This is a genomic window from Microcystis sp. CS-574, assembly GCF_028329095.1.
Taxonomy (GTDB): domain Bacteria; phylum Cyanobacteriota; class Cyanobacteriia; order Cyanobacteriales; family Microcystaceae; genus Microcystis; species Microcystis ichthyoblabe_A.
The window spans coordinates 1-17,612 of the sequence record NZ_JAQMSY010000175.1 but is presented as its reverse complement, the minus strand read 5'-3'; the positions used below and the strand labels follow the sequence as shown (position 1 = coordinate 17,612).

General features: G+C 43.5%; 16 protein-coding genes and 2 pseudogenes. 8 read left to right on the top strand and 10 right to left on the bottom strand.

Annotated elements, in window-relative coordinates; genetic code table 11:
* From PN470_RS14205 to PN470_RS14180, 6 genes and pseudogenes are all read right to left on the bottom strand, one after another.
* Window positions 1-351, bottom strand: a pseudogene (locus tag PN470_RS14205) (IS4 family transposase); the annotation flags it as partial.
* A 356-nt stretch (window positions 352-707) separates the two neighbouring features.
* Window positions 708-911, bottom strand: coding sequence for a hypothetical protein (locus tag PN470_RS14200; protein WP_272104718.1), 204 nt, complete (start codon window positions 909-911; stop codon window positions 708-710).
* A gap of 132 nt (window positions 912-1,043) precedes the next feature.
* Window positions 1,044-1,529 (bottom strand): annotated as a pseudogene (locus tag PN470_RS14195) (IS1634 family transposase); the annotation flags it as partial.
* On the bottom strand, window positions 1,513-1,629 hold the full coding sequence (locus PN470_RS14190; RefSeq protein WP_002737600.1) for a DUF5615 family PIN-like protein: 117 nt from the start codon (window positions 1,627-1,629) through the stop codon (window positions 1,513-1,515). The pseudogene PN470_RS14195 and the gene PN470_RS14190, both read right to left, overlap by 17 nt.
* 3 nt (window positions 1,630-1,632) lie before the next feature.
* Window positions 1,633-1,959 (bottom strand): DUF433 domain-containing protein, encoded by a 327-nt coding sequence (locus PN470_RS14185; protein ID WP_002774079.1) that lies wholly within the window; start codon window positions 1,957-1,959, stop codon window positions 1,633-1,635.
* A 426-nt stretch (window positions 1,960-2,385) separates the two neighbouring features.
* Window positions 2,386-3,891: a UbiD family decarboxylase gene (locus tag PN470_RS14180; protein WP_271935180.1), complete on the bottom strand. Its 1,506-nt coding sequence runs from the start codon at window positions 3,889-3,891 to the stop codon at window positions 2,386-2,388.
* A gap of 180 nt (window positions 3,892-4,071) precedes the next feature.
* Between PN470_RS14180 and PN470_RS14175 the strand changes: the two genes are divergently transcribed.
* Both PN470_RS14175 and PN470_RS14170 read left to right on the top strand, forming a co-directional pair.
* The gene (locus PN470_RS14175; RefSeq protein ID WP_002754646.1) at window positions 4,072-5,202 is read left to right on the top strand and encodes an AAA family ATPase; all 1,131 of its coding nucleotides are present in this window, start codon (window positions 4,072-4,074) and stop codon (window positions 5,200-5,202) included.
* The gene (locus PN470_RS14170; RefSeq protein ID WP_002774073.1) at window positions 5,195-5,896 is read left to right on the top strand and encodes a DUF3226 domain-containing protein; all 702 of its coding nucleotides are present in this window, start codon (window positions 5,195-5,197) and stop codon (window positions 5,894-5,896) included. Before PN470_RS14175 ends, PN470_RS14170 begins: the two co-directional genes overlap by 8 nt.
* A 52-nt stretch (window positions 5,897-5,948) precedes the next feature.
* Here PN470_RS14170 and psbV read toward each other — a convergent pair whose 3' ends face one another.
* Both psbV and PN470_RS14160 read right to left on the bottom strand, forming a co-directional pair.
* The gene (gene psbV / locus PN470_RS14165) at window positions 5,949-6,434 is read right to left on the bottom strand and encodes a photosystem II cytochrome c-550 (protein ID WP_002774070.1); all 486 of its coding nucleotides are present in this window, start codon (window positions 6,432-6,434) and stop codon (window positions 5,949-5,951) included.
* Window positions 6,435-6,562: 128 nt separating this feature from the next.
* Window positions 6,563-6,769: a hypothetical protein gene (locus PN470_RS14160; RefSeq protein WP_002735525.1), complete on the bottom strand. Its 207-nt coding sequence runs from the start codon at window positions 6,767-6,769 to the stop codon at window positions 6,563-6,565.
* A gap of 434 nt (window positions 6,770-7,203) precedes the next feature.
* Here PN470_RS14160 and remA point away from each other — a divergent pair, with 434 nt between their 5' ends.
* The 5 genes from remA (at window position 7,204) to PN470_RS14135 (ending at window position 12,314) form a co-directional block, all read left to right on the top strand.
* Window positions 7,204-7,473, top strand: a complete 270-nt coding sequence (gene remA, locus PN470_RS14155) for an extracellular matrix/biofilm regulator RemA (RefSeq protein WP_002737924.1) — start codon at window positions 7,204-7,206, stop codon at window positions 7,471-7,473.
* 12 nt (window positions 7,474-7,485) lie between these two features.
* The gene (gene gmk / locus PN470_RS14150) at window positions 7,486-8,040 is read left to right on the top strand and encodes a guanylate kinase (RefSeq protein WP_002754643.1); all 555 of its coding nucleotides are present in this window, start codon (window positions 7,486-7,488) and stop codon (window positions 8,038-8,040) included.
* Window positions 8,041-8,465: 425 nt separating this feature from the next.
* On the top strand, window positions 8,466-9,752 hold the full coding sequence (locus PN470_RS14145) for an RNA-guided endonuclease InsQ/TnpB family protein (protein ID WP_043997185.1): 1,287 nt from the start codon (window positions 8,466-8,468) through the stop codon (window positions 9,750-9,752).
* A gap of 18 nt (window positions 9,753-9,770) precedes the next feature.
* The gene (gene clpP, locus PN470_RS14140; protein ID WP_223210934.1) at window positions 9,771-10,412 is read left to right on the top strand and encodes an ATP-dependent Clp endopeptidase proteolytic subunit ClpP; all 642 of its coding nucleotides are present in this window, start codon (window positions 9,771-9,773) and stop codon (window positions 10,410-10,412) included.
* Between the two features lie 687 nt (window positions 10,413-11,099).
* Complete coding sequence (locus tag PN470_RS14135) at window positions 11,100-12,314, top strand: aminotransferase class V-fold PLP-dependent enzyme (RefSeq protein WP_272104717.1); 1,215 nt, start codon at window positions 11,100-11,102, stop codon at window positions 12,312-12,314.
* Between the two features lie 18 nt (window positions 12,315-12,332).
* On the opposite strand, the gene PN470_RS14130 is transcribed toward PN470_RS14135, so the two are convergent.
* Complete coding sequence (locus PN470_RS14130) at window positions 12,333-16,505, bottom strand: DEAD/DEAH box helicase (RefSeq protein ID WP_272104716.1); 4,173 nt, start codon at window positions 16,503-16,505, stop codon at window positions 12,333-12,335.
* A gap of 54 nt (window positions 16,506-16,559) precedes the next feature.
* Window positions 16,560-17,030: a DUF29 domain-containing protein gene (locus PN470_RS14125; protein ID WP_271930397.1), complete on the bottom strand. Its 471-nt coding sequence runs from the start codon at window positions 17,028-17,030 to the stop codon at window positions 16,560-16,562.
* Window positions 17,031-17,306: 276 nt separating this feature from the next.
* On the opposite strand from PN470_RS14125, the gene PN470_RS14120 reads away from it, so the two are divergent.
* Window positions 17,307-17,612: Uma2 family endonuclease (locus tag PN470_RS14120; RefSeq protein ID WP_272104715.1), on the top strand; the 306-nt coding region annotated here is incomplete at its 3' end.

The window sequence follows — 17,612 nt, the reverse complement described above, 5'->3', positions numbered from 1 at the left end:
CATATCCTTAATTTTTTTACCTTGCATTGTGGCACTTGTATAGGCGATAGCTATAACAATTATCAGCTTTGATAGGTATTTCGGTGCTAATTGAGAACCTTCTAAGCTATAGCCTCCCGACTTAAAATCTCGAAACATCTCCTCAATATCAAATCTTTTTTGATCGGCAATTATTGCCGTCTCTAAATCTCCAAAGTTAGTCAGAATATACCAAGGTTCTTTTGTTTTAAAACCCCGATAGGTTTTTTTCCACTTACCAGCTAAGTTAAACTGGACAAATCCCTGCTCTTTTGTAATATTGACATCATTCAAAAATAGTTGAGTTCCTGGACTTAAACCTAACTCTCTCATTTCTTGATAAATTCCTTATTTTGTCTTCACATTTGTACTTTGTTTTTGTCTTAAACAAAAGTACAAACTCTTTTTCTGAACACACTTTCTAAGACTGACCGAGCAAAATTTTCTATCTCCTAATACCACTATTTTATGACCTGATAGCACCGTCAATATTTTCCCCAATACTCGCTGCTGTTCTTCGAGATTACTACTTCCTTTTTTATCTAATATCTCCCAATAGATTGGGATGGCTCTCTTGTCATAAATTAGACTCACCATCAAGATATTAATTGCTCCCCAACTCGTTCGGTCTATGGCAATATATACTAATCCTTTTATTGTGAATCTCTCCTGCTGTTTTAACATCTCTTTTAAGCAGAGAAACCAGATTTTTCAATATTCAGAATTTCCAGCTTTAAAAATCTTTTTAGTTGTTTTCTCCGACTCTCAAACAGGATTGGTATTGGTAGTGCTTCTGCTAATATCTCTAACTTGGCTTGCTTTAGTATTTGCCAGGTTCCAACTATCATTAACAACAGTAGATATCCGGCTCGTCCCAGTTCATTTTCTAACACTTTCTGGTATAGTTCACTTATCATTTTCGTTATCTAGGTCATACATAGTAAATATGACCTATCTTTTTTGGGAGTCTGTGTCTGTATTCCATGCTAAATAAGCTTTTCAGCTTGCTTGTTCCCCTGTCAGAAATTTAGCTCTGCCCTTTTTTCTCTTTCCTTGGCATCTATTTCTTCCATTTCTGCATTTTGGACTAATTCTTTGGCTCTTTTTATCGTCATGGGAACTCTACTTATCCATTTTAGATGTTGAATTATTTAAAGATTCTCTTGACTATATAAGGCACTGTCACAGACCATAATACTGTCAAATTTTATTTGTTTTTTAAATTCTACTAAGATTTTGCCAAAGACAGCTTACCCTTCTTCATTTCCATCTCCAACTCTCACAAATAATGGTACGTCTCCATCCTGGGTTGTTATTAAGTCTAAGACGCATTGTTTCAAATCTGGTCGATGGTCACGAGAATATACTTTGGTAATAATTATTGGTCTTTCTTTGATAATCTCTTCTTCTTTTTTCTCTTTTTTTTCTTCACTTTTATATTCTCCATCTAGATGAAATGATGTGGCATCTAGATGAGAATATTTTGTCTCTATTTTAAATTTGTTGATTAGCATTTCCCGCTTCTTGCACCGTCAAAACATCATGCCCCAAATTTCTCAACAATTCCACAACCGGCAAAGGAAACTGCTCATCTGCGTAAAAACGTGCCATCCCCTAAACTGCCTCATTCTGCTCAATGAGCAAATCAATCTCATCTTCATGAGCTGCCGCATATACCCAAGCATTAGCTAAATCCGTAGCCTTAATAGTCGGATAACTTGTTAATAAATCAGCATCACTATAACCAAGACGACGAGCTTCTACTAACACCCAAACTGGAATTCTTGTATTGGCAATGCAAGCTTGTCCGCCGCAAACTTTAGGCGTTTTCTCAATTCCCTGCCAATCACCACCCAGACTTTGAGCGAGTAACTGGATTACCTGCACTTTTTCGCTAGGTTTGAGGGCAAGAAGTTGCTCTTCTAACTCTTTGATAATCACAGGCTTAAATCCTCATAAAGTTTTGGCCAATTATCCTTAATCATTTTACCAGAAAATTTGGGTTGAAAACCTCCCACTTTTAGTAGAGTGTAAGGTGCGTGTTTGCGGCTATCAATTCGGTCAAAAAACTAAAATTAACAATCCGCTTTAACGCACCACCTTTATCATTCGGTTTGTCTGTGTCTCCCCAGGACTTTAACCCTCCCTTATTTTGCTCTTTTGCCCTTTGTCTCCCGCCTAGCGGCGGGTCGATTTTTTTGAGAAAATTGAGGTAGTGTTAAATCGATCGCCACAATCTCTACATTGACGTTTTGGTTTACCATTATCTGTAGAATCATTTTTGCTGAAGTTTGCGAATCTTTTGTCAGAAGACAAGATTCTAAATCTTTTAAAATGCCTCTTAGCTGACAGCTTAGTCGAATAAATCTACATTTCATAGCCAAATTTATTGGCATCTACTTCTTGTAAATTAATATCGATTAAACCGTATTCTGACCAGCGTTGGGAAACCTTGACCGCCATGGCCGGATCCGACTCCAAAGGTTCCCCCCACTCGTGGTCAGTTTCAGGATACATTTTTGTCGTGGCATCAATTCCCATTCTCCCCCCCAAACCGACCTTTTCGCTGGCAAAATCGAGGCTATCAAAGGGGGTTTCCGGGAGAATAAACACATCGCGAACCGGATCCACTCTAGAACTAATTGCCCAAACCACTTGCCTGGGGTCGCGAATATTAATCTCCTTATCGACGACGATGACAAATTTAGTATAGGTGAACTGGGGTAAGGCACTCCAAAAAGCTAAGGCCGCTCGCCGCGCTTGTCCGGGATAGGCCTTATCAATGGAGATAATCGCCGCTTTATAGCTTAAAGCTTCCATCGGTAGGAAAAAATCCCTGATTTCCGACACCTGTTGCCGTAAAATCGGTGTATAAATACGATTAAGAGCGATAGCCATCATCGCTTCTTCCTTGGGAGGACGACCGCTAAAAGTGGTTAAATAAATGGGGTCGCGACGATGGGTCATGCAGTGGAAATGAATCAGGGGTGAATCTTCCACACCGCCATAGTAACCCATGTGATCACCAAAGGGTCCATCTGGCAATACCTCTCCGGGGGTAATTGTTCCTTCCAGGACGATTTCTGCGTCGGCCGGCACTTGCAAATCGAGGGTTTTACACTTGGCTAACTGTACCCCAGAACCGCCGTACAATCCCGCAAACAGCCATTCTGACAGATCTACGGGGATAGGAGTGGCTGCGGCCATGATAATCAGAGGATCGACTCCTAAAGCGATGGCTATTTCTAATTTTTTGCCCATTTGCGCCGCTTTTCGCAGGTGACGCGCCCCACCGCGCACGGATAACCAGTGGACGGTCATGGTATTGTGAGACTGTAGCTGTAAGCGATAGACACCGACGTTAGGGGTTCCCGTTTCGCAATCTTTAGTAATTACTAGCCCTAGGGTGATAATCTGGCCTGCATCGCCGGAATAGGGGCGAATCATCGGAATTTTCTTTAAATCTACCTCATCCTCCTCTAAAATTACCTGTTGACAGGCAGGGAAAAAGTTACGGTTGGGTTTGGCTTTCAGGACATCAAACAACACTTTACCAAAGTCGATCGCTTGGGAGAGTTTTTTCGGCGGTTTCGGTTGTTGCAAGAGGGCGAGTTTTTTGCCTAAATCTTCCAATTCTTCGGGTTTATTCAGGTTCATCGCCCAACAGATGCGTTCTACCGTTCCCATCAGGTTAATAGCGACGGGAAACTCGGCCTCTTGCACGTTTTCAAACAGTAGGGCCGGTCCCCCCACCTGCAGCATCCGATTAGCGATCTCGGCAATTTCTAAATCGGCAGAGACCGATGCACTAATGCGGCGTAATTGGCCACGATCTTCTAAAAGCTTAATAAATCCTCGTAAGTCTCTAGCCATGATGAAGAAATGTAAATAAATCCCTGTCTCTATTATCTCTTAGGGCGGCAGTTTCGGTGGGGGATAGTCACCTTTTTGAGAGTTGGAGGCGATTCTCGTCTAGAATTAAGTAAAAAAATCCCCATCTTACCCGGGTCATTCCTAACCCTAAATTTATGCTTATTCAGCCCAGAGGTCAACATGATTAAGGATATTGAAATTAGTAATTTTAGATGTTTTGAGCATACCAAAATTGAAGGTTTTGAGCGAGTTAATTTAATTGGCGGTAAAAACAATTCAGGGAAAACTGCCCTGTTAGAGGCTTTAATTGTTGCTGACAAGCCTGAAAATATTTTATTTTTAAGATACTTGAGAAGAGAACCAACAAAAATTCATCAGGCATTACCAAAACAGACTTTTGAAAATTTATTTTTTAGGCAAAATCAGCCGCAAGAAATGTTGATTAAAACCCAAAACGAGAATAAACAAGAAACGGAAAATAGAATTATATTCTCTGAAAACATTTCAGAAGAGTTATCAAGAAGCACCAAAATATTTGGGTTATTTGGTGGATTAGATTTGTTACGGGATTTTATAGAAGGAGAATCGTATTTTCCAAAAGGTATAATACCTACTTTGCGATTTAATATAATCGATAAATTCTCAGAAAAGAGTGAGGAATTTATTATAATTGCCACACCCAAAAATTATTTAAATATTAGCTTGAATGGACAATACATAAAACCATCCGACTATAGCTCAGAAAGTGCCAAGAATATGCCAATAATCACAACATCAATGGGAGAAATTAATGCCGATCTAGTCGAAGATTATGAACTTATTGTTTTTCAAGGCAAAAAAAATGAAGTGCTAAATTCTATTCGCATTCTCGATCCATGTATTGAAAATGTTGAGAGTTTTTATCTTGGTTCACCTAGTTTATATCTGACTAGAAAAGGAGAAAATCGTTTACCAATATCACTATTTGGAGATGCTATCAATCGCTTAGTTCAGATAATAATGAAATTAAAGGAAAGTTCTATTTTATTAATTGATGAAATTGAAAACGGTATACATTACACTAATCAAAGAGAGTTTTGGAAAACTTTATTCCGATTAGCTATCGAACTAGATAGCCAAATTTTTGCCACAACCCATAGTTTAGAGATGATCCAAGCTTTTGCCGATGTGGGGTTAGAATATTATCCAGAACAGGGGGCCTATTTTGAACTAGCAAGGAGTCCCAGAACTGATAAAATTATTGGTATTAAAAGACAATTAAGCACTTTAGAGTACGCCTTAAAACATGGCAATGAGGTGAGAGGTGAGTAACTTATTAATCGTCGAGAGCAAGAATGATAAAATTTTTATCGAAGCCCTAGTAAAATACTTAAATATTAACAAAATTCAGTTAGATAAACCGATTTGCTTTGAGGAAGATGACTATAAATGTTTACAGGGTTTAGATCAAGCTAAATTAACCAGCACTTTCGATGAAATTAAGGCGACTCTTGGTAAAAAAGCTATCCCTAAAGTTGGTATTATTATCGATCAAGATTCTGATACTAAGACAGAGCGACTAAATTGGCTTAACGATTGTCTGAAAAAGGTGTATCCAGAAGCGGAAGATATTAGGGAAACCAGTCAGCTTTATAGATTGACAACAATAGAAGATCAAATCACAGAATTTGCTTGTTATTTTACCAATGTGGAAGGACAAGGAGAACTAGAAACAGTTCTCAAGAAGATTAAAAGTCAAGATTCCACCTATGCGGATTGTTTAGAAGACTGGAGAAATTGTTTAAACAAGCAAGAAAAATCGATTAAAGACAAAGATTTTGATAAGTTTTGGATTAGTAACTATTTACGATTTGATACCTGTTCCACAGAAGACAAAAAACAAGCTGGCAGGAAATGCAGTATGAATGGATTTGATTATGTTATGAAAAACAAACGTCATATTTGGAACTTTGAGCATGAGGTATTAAATGAACTCAAAGAATTTTTACAACTATTTGCTATCTAATCAAAAATCCCCCTAGAAATCTAGAGGGATCGAGGGATATATGGAGGGCAATTTAGAAGTAAATTGTACCACCCCAACGCTCGTCTAGACGGGGAGCAACCAACATATAAGCGGCGACGTTATACACATCATCTTCGGTCAGATTGCGTAATTCTGGGAAGATATCGGGACGGCTAACATTGGGATGAAATTCGCTGAGATCATCTTCACCATCGTAACTGGTGGGATGTTCTAGATAATCAATCAATGCTAACAGATTATCTCTGGGAGGTTCCGCTTTTGCCAGATCGGCCAGACCCAAACTGACGTTATTATTAGTTTTGGTTTTACCTTGCAGGTGGCACTTAGTACAATTGGCGACAAAAAGTTTCTGTCCTTCCGTCGCTTGTTCAGAAGTCAAAGTCACCGATTCCCCTGCATCATTGAGGGTGATGGTGAGGTTTTTTTCATTGAGTTCTAAGGCACTAGCGCCGTTAAGATTGAATTGTAATACAAAAAAGACTACAGCGATCGCTGCCACAATCAAACGTTTGATCATTGTTCTCCTACTCGCAATTGTTCCAAGAAAGGGAATTTTAAGGTGACTAAAAAATTTTCTCCTCTGGGAGGGTATCGATCGATTCTAAGTGATCACGGACACCGAGAAGATCGCAGTGGGGAATAAAGTCAAGGGGACGTTTCCGTTTTAGAGGCGGTTACTCCTGAGCGTTGGGATAAAATCAGTGAGATAATTGCTTTAGCATCTTCTAGGGCGAGATTAGTCTGCCGATCTTTATAGGAGATGCCTAATTGGTCGCAAAGTGACAACACAGATTCATCGGCCAGATCGTACTCTGCCGCAATATCAGCGATCGATAGATCAGCAAAACCCATAGTCTAACGCACCCACCAAGGATAGAGAATACTTATTAGTTACCATAATTATCATGCCATTGCCGGGGACATTCTTGACAGTGATCAGTGATCAGTGATCACTGATCACTGATCAGTTGTGAGTTTTCAGTTTACTGATCACTGAAAAAAGCTCCCATCACCCTAAACCCCATCTCCCCACACCCCACACCCCACACCCTACACCCCACACCCCATTCCCTCAAAATTCCCTAATTTTCCCGACTTTTGCCTTTTTATTCCCTAAGATAGAGACTCGTGTAAACAAATTTAATTAAAATCGCAAAAAACCTGAAAAAATACTAAAATGTGATTAAGAATGTTATTTTTAGCGTTGTAAGGCTAAATCTTTCTCGATAACATTGTAATCATACCTCCACACTCTTTTGTACAAAGGACTGCACCTTTGTTAACTTATGGATATACAACTGATCAACATCGGCTTCGGTAATATTGTTTCCGCTAATCGGGTTATCGCCATCGTTAGCCCAGAATCGGCTCCTATCAAACGCATCATCAGTGATGCTCGGGATAAAGGCTGTTTAATCGATGCTACATACGGAAGACGGACTCGTGCGGTGATCATCACCGATTCTAGTCATGTAGTGCTGTCGGCCATTCAACCAGAAACCGTGGCTCACCGTTTCGTGGTCAACAAGGAAGCCCCTGTTAATAGTAGCAACTAAGTTATTAACCCCATGCAACCCGGTCAATTAATCGTCATTACTGGCCCTAGCGGTGTGGGCAAGGGTACGCTAGTACGGCATTTACTAACTCGTTTCCCTAACCTCTACCTGTCCGTATCCGCCACTACGCGCCCACCTCGACCGGGTGAAATTGAGGGGGAAGATTACTACTTTCTCGACCGTCCCAGTTTCGAGGAGAAAATGGCAGCCGGAGAATTTCTCGAATCGGCTGAATACGCGGGCAACTACTATGGGACACCCCAATCAGCGATCGCCGCTCAATTAGCGGCAGGCCAGACCGTCATTCTAGAAATCGAATTAGAGGGAGCCAGACAGGTCTGTAAAAGCTTCCCCGAAGCGAGGAGAATCTTTATCCTACCCCCCAGTTTCGAGGAATTAGAACGTCGTTTGCGCGACCGGGGCAAAGATGCCGAAACAGCGATCGCCCGTCGCCTGGAGCGCGCCCAAGAAGAATTGGCCGCCAGCGAGGAATTCCCCCATCAAATCGTCAATGATGACCTAGAAACCGCCCTAGATGCCATCGAGAAGATTATTTTTAGCCGTTAGCCGTTAGGTGTTAGGGTGTTGGGGTTTTAGTTGAAATTCCCCACTTCCCGGCTCTTCTAGGTTCTGTGTGATAAGTTTAATTGACAATATGATCGATCAATCTTTGTGTCCTTTGTGTCTTTGTGGTTCGTTCCACCCCCTCGCTCTTGAGAAATGTATCTTAAAATACATTTTACCCACCAAAGCTGGGAGAGCCACTTCCCCACTTCCCCACTTCCCCACTTCCCCACTTCCCCACTTCCCATTCTCTAAGTTACCTAAAATATCGGATGAATACCCCCGCTACATTTTTCGATAAGATACTCACAAAAATTAGCGGGGGATGAAATCCGACCAGAATATTAGCAACGGAGCATCGGTTTAATTCCACCATCTGTGGACAAACTGTGTTATAATCTACTTAACCAATGGTCGAGAATTGTTATATGCTAGTCGTAGAAGCAAAGCTAAAAAACGGGACACTAGAGCAATATCACCGGCTTGATGAAGCTATCAAAACTTCTCAGTTTGTGCGTAATTCTTGTGTTCGTTATTGGATGGATCATAAGGGTACAACCCGCAATAATCTCCAAAAACTTTGCTCGGTACTAGCTAACAATAAAGAGACTCCTTGGGTTAATAAATTAAACTCACAAGCACGTCAATCTGCTGCTGATAGAGCCTGGCAATCAATTAGTAAGTTTTATCAGAATTGTCATGCTAATATACCAGAGAAAAAGGGTTTTCCTCGGTTCAAAAAGCATAGTCGTTCTGTTGAATACAAACTAACAGGCTACAAACTATCTGATGATCGACGTAAAATCAGATTTACTGATGGCTTTAAAGCAGGAGAATTTGATTTATGGTGTAGTCAAAAAACCTTAGTTTATTATTCAGAGCAACAGATTAGACGGGTAAGAGTTGTTAGACGTGCTGACGGTTATTATTGCCAGTTTCTGATTGACGTAGAACGGCAAGAATACCATAAACCGACGGGACAAATAACAGGAATTGACTTAGGGTTAAAGGAGTTTTATACCGATGCTCAAGGCAATACTGTAGAAAATCCACGTTATTTAAGAAAGTCAGAAAAACGACTTCAAAAAGCACAACGACGATTATCTAAGAAATTCCGTAAAGGAAAGAAACAGTCTAAAAACTATCACAAGCAACGGGTAAAAGTAGCTAGGCTTCATCTTAAAGTATCAAGACAACGTAAAGACAAAGCAATTAAAGAGGCTTTGGCGTTAGTCCAGTCTAATGATTTGGTAGTCTATGAAGCTTTAAAGGTAAGAAACTTAGTCAAAAACCGTAAGCTCGCCAAGTCGATTTCCGATGCTTCTTGGTATCAATTCACTCAATGGCTGAATTATTTTGCCAAGATTTATCAGATTGTTTGTGTTGCTGTACCACCGCATTTTACTTCTCAAGATTGTTCAGTTTGTGGGACGAGAGTTCAAAAAACCTTAAGCACTAGAACTCATCAATGTCCTAATTGTCAAACAGTCATAGATAGGGATCATAATGCAGCAATAAATATTCTTAAAAAAGGGTTGAAATATTTGGGAAATCATCTCAACGGTACTGTTGGGCAAACAGAAACCGACCCAAACGCCTTGGGAGAGTCCGACCTCTGGATTTTGAATGGAGACATTGAGAATCTAAGCTGTCTCGTTGAACAAGGAATTTCCGATAGTGATCTGGAAAGAATCCCCCGTCACAGCGTAGCTTGACGGTGGGAGTATGTCAAAATCAAAAAACTAACCGCAGCAGCAAGACAAGAAAGCGCAATGATTCCTACCGTTATTGAAACCACAGGCCGGGGCGAACGCGCCTTCGATATCTACTCCCGACTACTCCGGGAAAGAATCGTCTTTTTGGGACAAGAAGTGACCAGCGACCTGGCTAACCTAATTGTTGCCCAATTACTCTTTCTAGAAGCAGAAGACCCCGAAAAAGATATTTACTTGTATATCAACTCCCCCGGTGGTTCCGTTTCGGCCGGATTAGGGATTTTTGACACCATGAATCAAATCCGTCCCGATGTCAGCACCATTTGTATTGGTTTAGCCGCCAGTATGGGGGCTTTTCTCCTCAGTGCCGGCAAACCGGGCAAAAGAATGAGCCTACCCAACTCGCGGATCATGATTCACCAACCCCTCGGCGGCGCCCAAGGTCAGGCCACCGATATCGAAATTCAGGCCAAAGAAATTCTCTATCTCAAACAATTACTCAATCAACACCTAGCTAGTCATACCGGTAAACCTCTCGACCTCATCGCCGAGGATACGGAAAGGGATTTCTTTATGTCCGCCGAAGAGGCTCTAGACTATGGTTTAATCGATCAAGTCATCGATCGCAGTCCTTCCGCTTCCAACCCTCCCCAGAAATAATTATGATCGGGTAGGCCCTGTCTGCCCAGATTTTGTTGACACTCCCATCGCACTCATCGGATAGAGCTTAAATCTCCCCTTGCGCTCGGTGAGCGTAGTCGAACCGAGCGCAACTCGAGGTGCCAGTTTCCAATATGCCCTATCATAAGTACCTAAGCAAAATTAATTACACATATCTAACCACCTCTTGCCTCTTGCCTTTTGCTTTTTGCCTTTCTTCACTAGGAAATTTATTTTGCACGACTACTTAGCTTTTTTGAGTATATTTAACAAGGACGATAAATATAAATATAAATATAAGTGTTTGGAGAATCAAAATGTGGCGAAATGTGTCGAAGTGCTGTTCTATACTGGTCAGCTTTTCATCAGGGGAACCCTGGGGCGAATTACTTCGCTCCTTTAAAAGCCCCGTCTCATCGGTAAAACATACATAGCCTCCCGGCTGACATTCAAGGTAAAAAATAATAAACTAAAAAAAGAAAACATTCACAAGTATGTTTCCTCTGCTTTAATACTATTGTGATAATTGCGACTTGATCCGTCGATAGAATTCAGCCGTTAGTCGTCAGGAGTCGGTCGTCAGGAAGTGGTAAAATGGGGGAATGGGGAATTCAACTAAAACCCCAAAACCCAACACCTTCTAACTGATAACTGATAACTGATAACTGACTCCCCATCTCCTCACTTATGCAGAATTTAGACGAAAATAGCCTCGATTGCGCCCCTAGTAAACCGGATTTAGCCGAACAAAGACAGGAATTTCGGGGACTTAGCAATAAAGTTTATTTTAATTTCGGTGGTCAGGGAACCTTGCCCAAGGCCGGATTAGAAGCGATTATCGATACCTATAATTTTCTCCAACAAAAGGGGCCTTTTTCAGGACAGGTAAACGATTGGATTACCAAAAAAACGGAACTTCTCAGGCAAGAAATGGCGCAAGAATTGGGAATCAGCCCGAGCAATCTCTCTATCACCGAGGATGTTACTGTAGGCTGTAATATCGCCCTCTGGGGGGTTGATTGGCAAGCGGGGGAACATATTTTACTAACCGATTGTGAACACCCCGGAATTATCGCCACAGTTCGGGAAATTGCCCGTCGTTATCATCTGGAAATCTCCACTTGTCCTATTCGGGAAACTTTAAACGGCGGCAACCCGATAGAAGTCATTTCCGCTCATTTACGTCCAAAAACTAGGGTTTTGGTGGTCAGTCACGTTCTCTGGAATACTGGACAGGTTTTACCCCTCAAGGAAATCTCGCAGCTTTGTCATGATAATTCTGTCACCGAAAAACCCGTTTTAGTGGTGGTGGATGCTGCCCAATCCGTGGGTTGTTTGCCCTTAGATTTAAGCACTACTGCCGCCGATTGTTATGCTTTTACAGGTCATAAATGGTGGTGTGGACCGGCCGGTGTGGGAGGATTGTATATTCGTCCCGAAATTTTCCCTAGTTTACAGCCCACTTTTATCGGTTGGCGCGGTATTGAAACAGATAAGCAAGGACAGCCTATCGGTTGGAAACCCGATGCTAGACGCTTTGAAGTGGCCACTTCTGCCTATCCTCAATTTGAGGGTTTAAGGGCAACTATTGCGGTACATAACGCCTGGGGTGATGGGGGACAAAGATACGAAAAAATCTGTCAATTAGCGGCCTATCTCTGGGAAGAATTAAAGACGATTAAAGGGGTGAAATGTTTAAAAAATTCTCCGCCAGAATCCGGTTTAGTTTCCTTTCAAATTGACTCGGCCATCACCCCACAAAATTTAGTGCAACAGCTAGAAAAACAAGGGTTTTTACTGCGAACTCTCCTCGACCCCCTCTGTGTGCGTGCCTGTGTCCATTATTTCACTTTGCCCTCAGAAATCGAGCAGTTAGTAGCGGCTATCAAAAAGTTAGTCTAAACTGCGTCGGGGATATTTTTATCCCTCGGCCATTAAGCGCAATAATTCGTCAGTAGATAACTTACCGCTTGCGTCGGTCCCCTCCAATAAACTATCGGCGAGATCGCGTTTATGGTGGTGCAGATCGACAATTTTTTCCTCGATCGTATCCTTGGCCACTAAGCGATAAATCGTCACCGGACGTTTTTGGCCGATGCGGTGAGCGCGATCGGAGGCCTGATCCTCCACTGCGGGATTCCACCAGGGATCAAGATGAATAACGTAATCGGCTGCGGTGAGATTTAATCCTGTCCCCCCGGCTTTTAAACTAATTAAAAATACGTCCCCTTCCCCCGCTTGAAAAGCTTTCACCTGTTTCTGCCGATCGCTGGCTGGGGTACTACCATCGAGGTATTGATATTTTATCTGCCGTTGATCGAGATAACTGCGGATAATCGCTAAATGATCGACAAATTGACTAAACACCAAGGCTTTATGCTGATTATCCAATAAATCATCCAGAATTTCCCCGAAACGGGACAATTTTGAGCCGGCTAAATCCAAATCCGGAGCCACTAACTGCGGGTGACAGCAGGCCCGGCGTAATTTCATGATCTCTGCCAGTACCTGGAGATGTTTGGCTCCGGCGGTACTGTCACTCTCGCTTAATTTCTCCAAAGCACGCCGCCGTAAGGCCTCGTAAAACGCCTTCTCCTCGACGCTTAACTCGATCGGGACTAAAATCTCGGTACGGGGCGGTAATTCCGCCAGAACTTGGTTTTTTGTGCGCCGGAGAAGGAAAGGCCGCACCAGTTTTTTTAACTGTTCGCGAGCGGTTTTATCGCCGTATTTTTCGATCGGGGTGGCGAAACGGCGATCAAAACTTTCCAAGGATCCCAACAATCCGGGGTTAATAAAACGGAAAAGATTCCATAATTCCCCTAAATGATTCTCTATCGGTGTTCCTGTGGTGATTAGTTTAAAATCCCCCCGCAGATTCATCGCTGCTTTCGATCGCTTGGTGGAGAAATTCTTAATCGCTTGGGCCTCATCGAGAACGATTGTCCGCCATTCTACCCCGGCCAACATGGTGGCCACTTCTTCCTGCTGTAATAACCCATAGCTACAGACCAACAGATCAAAAGGTTGCAGTCGATCGAGTAGCGCTTGCCGATCGCCTGTTCCCAGTTGGATGATATTTAAGGTGGGTGCGAACCTTTCCGCCTCACTAATCCAGTTCAAACATACTGAAGTAGGAGCGATCGCTAAAGTCGGTCCCTCGGAGGCGCGGGTTAGGATCACTGCCAGAGCTTGTAAAGTTTTCCCTAATCCCATATCATCGGCCAAACAGGCCCCGGCCCCCCACCGGGCCAGTCTAGCTAACCAGCGAAAGCCTTCCAATTGATAGTCGCGCAATTCTGCCTGTAGAGTTGAGGGGACTTCTGGGGTAAAATCCTGACTCTCCTGAAAGCGTTGCAAATTATCGCGCCAACGTTTATCGGCCTTGAGTTGTCCCACTTCCTCGGTGAGTTCGGAGAGCATCGGGGCAGCGAAGGGATGAAACCGCAAACCGTCGCCGGACTTTTCCGAAAAAGCACGCATTTCCTGTAACCGTTCCCGAAATGCCTCGGTTAATGCAAGAAATTGACCATCTCCGAGGGGAATAAACCGCCCCGGCGATCCCTCTAGCAATTTCATCAACTCCTGCATACTCAGCACCGATTTCTCCTCTAGGTGCAGTTCCCCACTGACCGCAAACCAATCCCGTTGACTGTGGATATTTAGGTGTAGGTCTTGTAATCGAAGCTGACGCGACACCCGCCATTTTTCCCCTTCTGGCCATTCCACGAGGACGCTATCGTTTAATTCCCGCAATTCTAGCAGTAGATCTAGACAATCCTCTGGATTTTCTAGCCGCCATTCCCCATTTTCCTCCTCAAAACTGATCAGGATCGGACAAGAATCGATCGCTGTTTGGGCCAGTTTTTTCTCTAGAGCCAGATCTCTGGTGGTTTGCAGCCGTTCCCCCTCAATCTCGGCGATTACTGTTTCTCCCCCTTTTCCAGGCTGGAAATAGGGACCGGCTGCCCCAAAAGGACGGCTGAGAACCGCCACTTTTAAACCCTCTCCGGCCGGTAAGAGATGAATCCGGGGTTGACTATCGGCTGCCACTGACCGGGCTGCTTTTCCTCCCCCGATATCGGAATGTACTGTCACTATCCCGGACAGGGAATTGATCGCGGCCAGGACTTTTTCCCGGCCCTTGTCGGGGACTTCTAGGCGGTTGCTTTTGCCGATAATGTCGGCGATGCTTCGGTGTTCTGGCTTGACTTCGATTACCTTAATGCGAGTGGGGGTTTCTTTCCAAATCAGCACTTCTTGGTGATCGCTGAGATCGGGCAGTAAAGACAGGATTAATTTACCCGATTTTTCCTTTCTTACTCGCAATTCTGGTTCCCCGGCGACGATTTCTACCCGCGTTCTGGGGGAATCTTCCCAAAACACCAGGGGATGACCGATCAGTTCGATAATAGCCCGGCGCTCAAAGTGATAATCGTTCTGGCCATAGTAACTGGATTCCACGAAGATATGGGCGCAAATTTTCAGGTCTTGCGGGGTTAAATAGTCAATTTCCCCGGTTTTTCGCAGACGTTTAAGGGAGACGGGACGGCCACGACTCCAATTACCCCGCGCGTCGAGTTTCTGTTCTTTTGGTTGCAGGAAATAATCCTCGGAATGGATAGAGAGAAACCAAGCAAGGCGGACGACGGGGTTAGATTTACCCGGGGTTGGTGTTGGCGCGCACAGATTAGTCAAGGCATTCAGGCACAGTTGCCAAGCTTCCTGGGGTTCGATCGCATCCACCAGGGGGGAAGGGAGATGCCATTTTATAACCACCTCCGCTTCCGGGGTTCGATCGAGTCGGGACAGTAGGGCCCCGGTTTCCAGGGCTAACCAATGGTAGCCGGCCGCCTTGGCATCTTTGTAGAGGGGCAAGAGTAGGCGGGGCAGATGTTTTTTAGCGATGCTGCTACTCATCCAGTAGAGACAGATACTACAGATAAGAGTCTCTAGACCCTGGCCCATTTGGTAGGGATTGATCGCCGCGTCGATGATTGCGTCTTTGGCCTGCATATCTCCCTGACGGGCAGCGATGATTTTTTCCAGACGGGCATAGATAGGACTGAAAGGATGATCGTTTTGACGCGCCGCCCAACTGGTATAGCTGGCGGCTTCGGCGAGACGTTCGGGGGTTCCTTCTTTGAGGAGGGCGAAAATAAAGGAGAAGCCGCTAATCGAAGAAAAATAGATTTTTTGTTTTCCTTTGGCTTTTTTTAGGGCTTTAAGGGCGAGGGTATATTCTTGGATCGCTTTGCTGTTTTCCCCCCCTAGAAAGGCAATCCAACCCCGGATCGCCCCGATTGCTGCTGCTTGGCTTTCTGGGAAGGGGCGATCGAGATACCGACGCACTTTATCGCTTTGTCCTCGGATGATTGCCTGTTCGAGCCACAAATGGGCTTCGGAAACACTGGTCTGGTCTTGACAGAGTTCTTCTAGGAGGGAAAAAGATCCATCGGCGCGAGTTATTTTTTCAAAAGCCTTGACAAGAATGCTATTTAGTGCTAGGGCTTGAAATTTGGTCGGTTGCGTCCGTAACCAATCCCCATCGAAGGGGTTATCGTAGATGAGGATGAGAAGGTCTTCTAGGCTGGTTTTTGAGGAAGAATAGCTGGTTTTCTGATAATCGGCGATTTGTTGTTCGATCGAGTCGAAATCCTGACTATAGATGGCCAGACGTATTTCTCGGATTAATTGCTCTTTTCCCTGAAAAACTAGGCTTTCATCCCAACGAGTTCGGGGTTGCGCCAGTTTTGCCTTGATAATCTCGGCAAAACGCTTGAATTCTCCCTTGCTAATGCTATCACGGCTGGCAATCTCGACGAGGAGGGGATGACAGCGCGGCCCGTAGCCTTTGTCCTGGGTGATTACTTCCGCTTCTAGGAGGATATCTAAATGGGATTTCAGGGTTTGGCCGTTAAATCGCCGGTTGTTCTCGTCGCGGTAATGAGCTTGATTTAAACAGTCTAGAAAAGTGCTGCGGGCAATCGGTTCATAGATTAGGGAAAAAAAACGGACGATCACCTGATCGAGTGCCGATAATTGTTGGTAGCGTTCGATGATTTGGCGGCGGATTTGCTCGATATCTTTCATATTCGGTTATATTCGCTGATAATCCTAATCTTTTTGCGGGGATATGACTGCAATTTATGGACGGGTTTCCAAAAAAGGTTCGATATCGATCGGGAACCAGTCCCCGTCTAATACCTGTTGGAGAGTGAATATAGACTCTAGGGGAATCGCATTTTTATCGACTATCCGCGCGTTAATCAGGGATTTTCTGGCATCAGAGTAGGCTGTCTCGAAAGTGTCCCGCAGATGATTGGCGAGAGTCGGACTATCTACCTTTCTTTCCAATTGAACCCTAAAATTGGCGATTTCTTCGAGCCAATGACGGGCATTCCGTTCTTTTTCCGATTCCCAATAGGATAGTTTGAGCAAGTGTTCGATTAAAACGGTTAATAAACTCGTTATTGCCTGTCTCTCGCTTTTTCCCATACACTCCACCTCTTCGATCAGGTTTTCCCAGTCCACCCGGTCAAACTCTTTTCGCTTTAACAGTTCGGCGGTTTTTTCCGTCCAGAGAACAAAATCTTCCTCGTAGAGAGCGGTCATCATAGATTTCTCATCCCGACTGGGAGCGCGGGGTAATGGCTCGATTATAACTCTCGATCGCTATCCTGGATCAGCTTCTAGTCCGGGGAATTTTTGTCAAGTTAGAGATTTATGCCATATCACAATTTGTTCTTTTTGTCAAAAAAATTTTTTCTTTTTAACAAAAGTACACAAACCTTTTGATCAACGTTATTGGCGATGTTATTTTGGGACTAGAGGGGAAAGATAACCTCACTGCTAGAATTTAATTTTCAAACAAATAACCTCAGAGTATAAATTATGACCTTTACACCAGCTATTGATCCAGATATTGAATACCCCGATAGTGACGGTAAACCCATGGCCGATAATACCGAACAATACGAATGGATCGTTAAAATCAAAGAAAATCTTGAGATTCTCTTTGCTAATTCTCCTAACGTTTTTATTGCGGGAGATTTGCTCTGGTATCCTGTCCAAGATAAGAAAATTACTGGACCGGTTGCTCCCGATGTTATGGTAGTATTTGGTCGTCCGAAAGGAAGACGGGGTTCCTATAAACAATGGCAAGAAGATAACATTGCTCCTCAAGTGGTCTTTGAAATT

Coding starts and splice junctions, on each gene's coding strand:
- PN470_RS14180 (WP_271935180.1), bottom strand. CDS start 3,891: ATGGCTAGAGACTTACGAGGATTTATTAAGCTTTTAGAAGATCGTGGC.
- PN470_RS14190 (WP_002737600.1), bottom strand. CDS start 1,629: ATGGCACGTTTTTACGCAGATGAGCAGTTTCCTTTGCCGGTTGTGGAA.
- PN470_RS14160 (WP_002735525.1), bottom strand. CDS start 6,769: ATGGGTTTTGCTGATCTATCGATCGCTGATATTGCGGCAGAGTACGAT.
- PN470_RS14175 (WP_002754646.1), top strand. CDS start 4,072: ATGATTAAGGATATTGAAATTAGTAATTTTAGATGTTTTGAGCATACC.
- PN470_RS14125 (WP_271930397.1), bottom strand. CDS start 17,030: ATGATGACCGCTCTCTACGAGGAAGATTTTGTTCTCTGGACGGAAAAA.
- PN470_RS14145 (WP_043997185.1), top strand. CDS start 8,466: ATGCTAGTCGTAGAAGCAAAGCTAAAAAACGGGACACTAGAGCAATAT.
- PN470_RS14130 (WP_272104716.1), bottom strand. CDS start 16,505: ATGAAAGATATCGAGCAAATCCGCCGCCAAATCATCGAACGCTACCAA.
- psbV (WP_002774070.1), bottom strand. CDS start 6,434: ATGATCAAACGTTTGATTGTGGCAGCGATCGCTGTAGTCTTTTTTGTA.
- gmk (WP_002754643.1), top strand. CDS start 7,486: ATGCAACCCGGTCAATTAATCGTCATTACTGGCCCTAGCGGTGTGGGC.
- remA (WP_002737924.1), top strand. CDS start 7,204: ATGGATATACAACTGATCAACATCGGCTTCGGTAATATTGTTTCCGCT.
- PN470_RS14135 (WP_272104717.1), top strand. CDS start 11,100: ATGCAGAATTTAGACGAAAATAGCCTCGATTGCGCCCCTAGTAAACCG.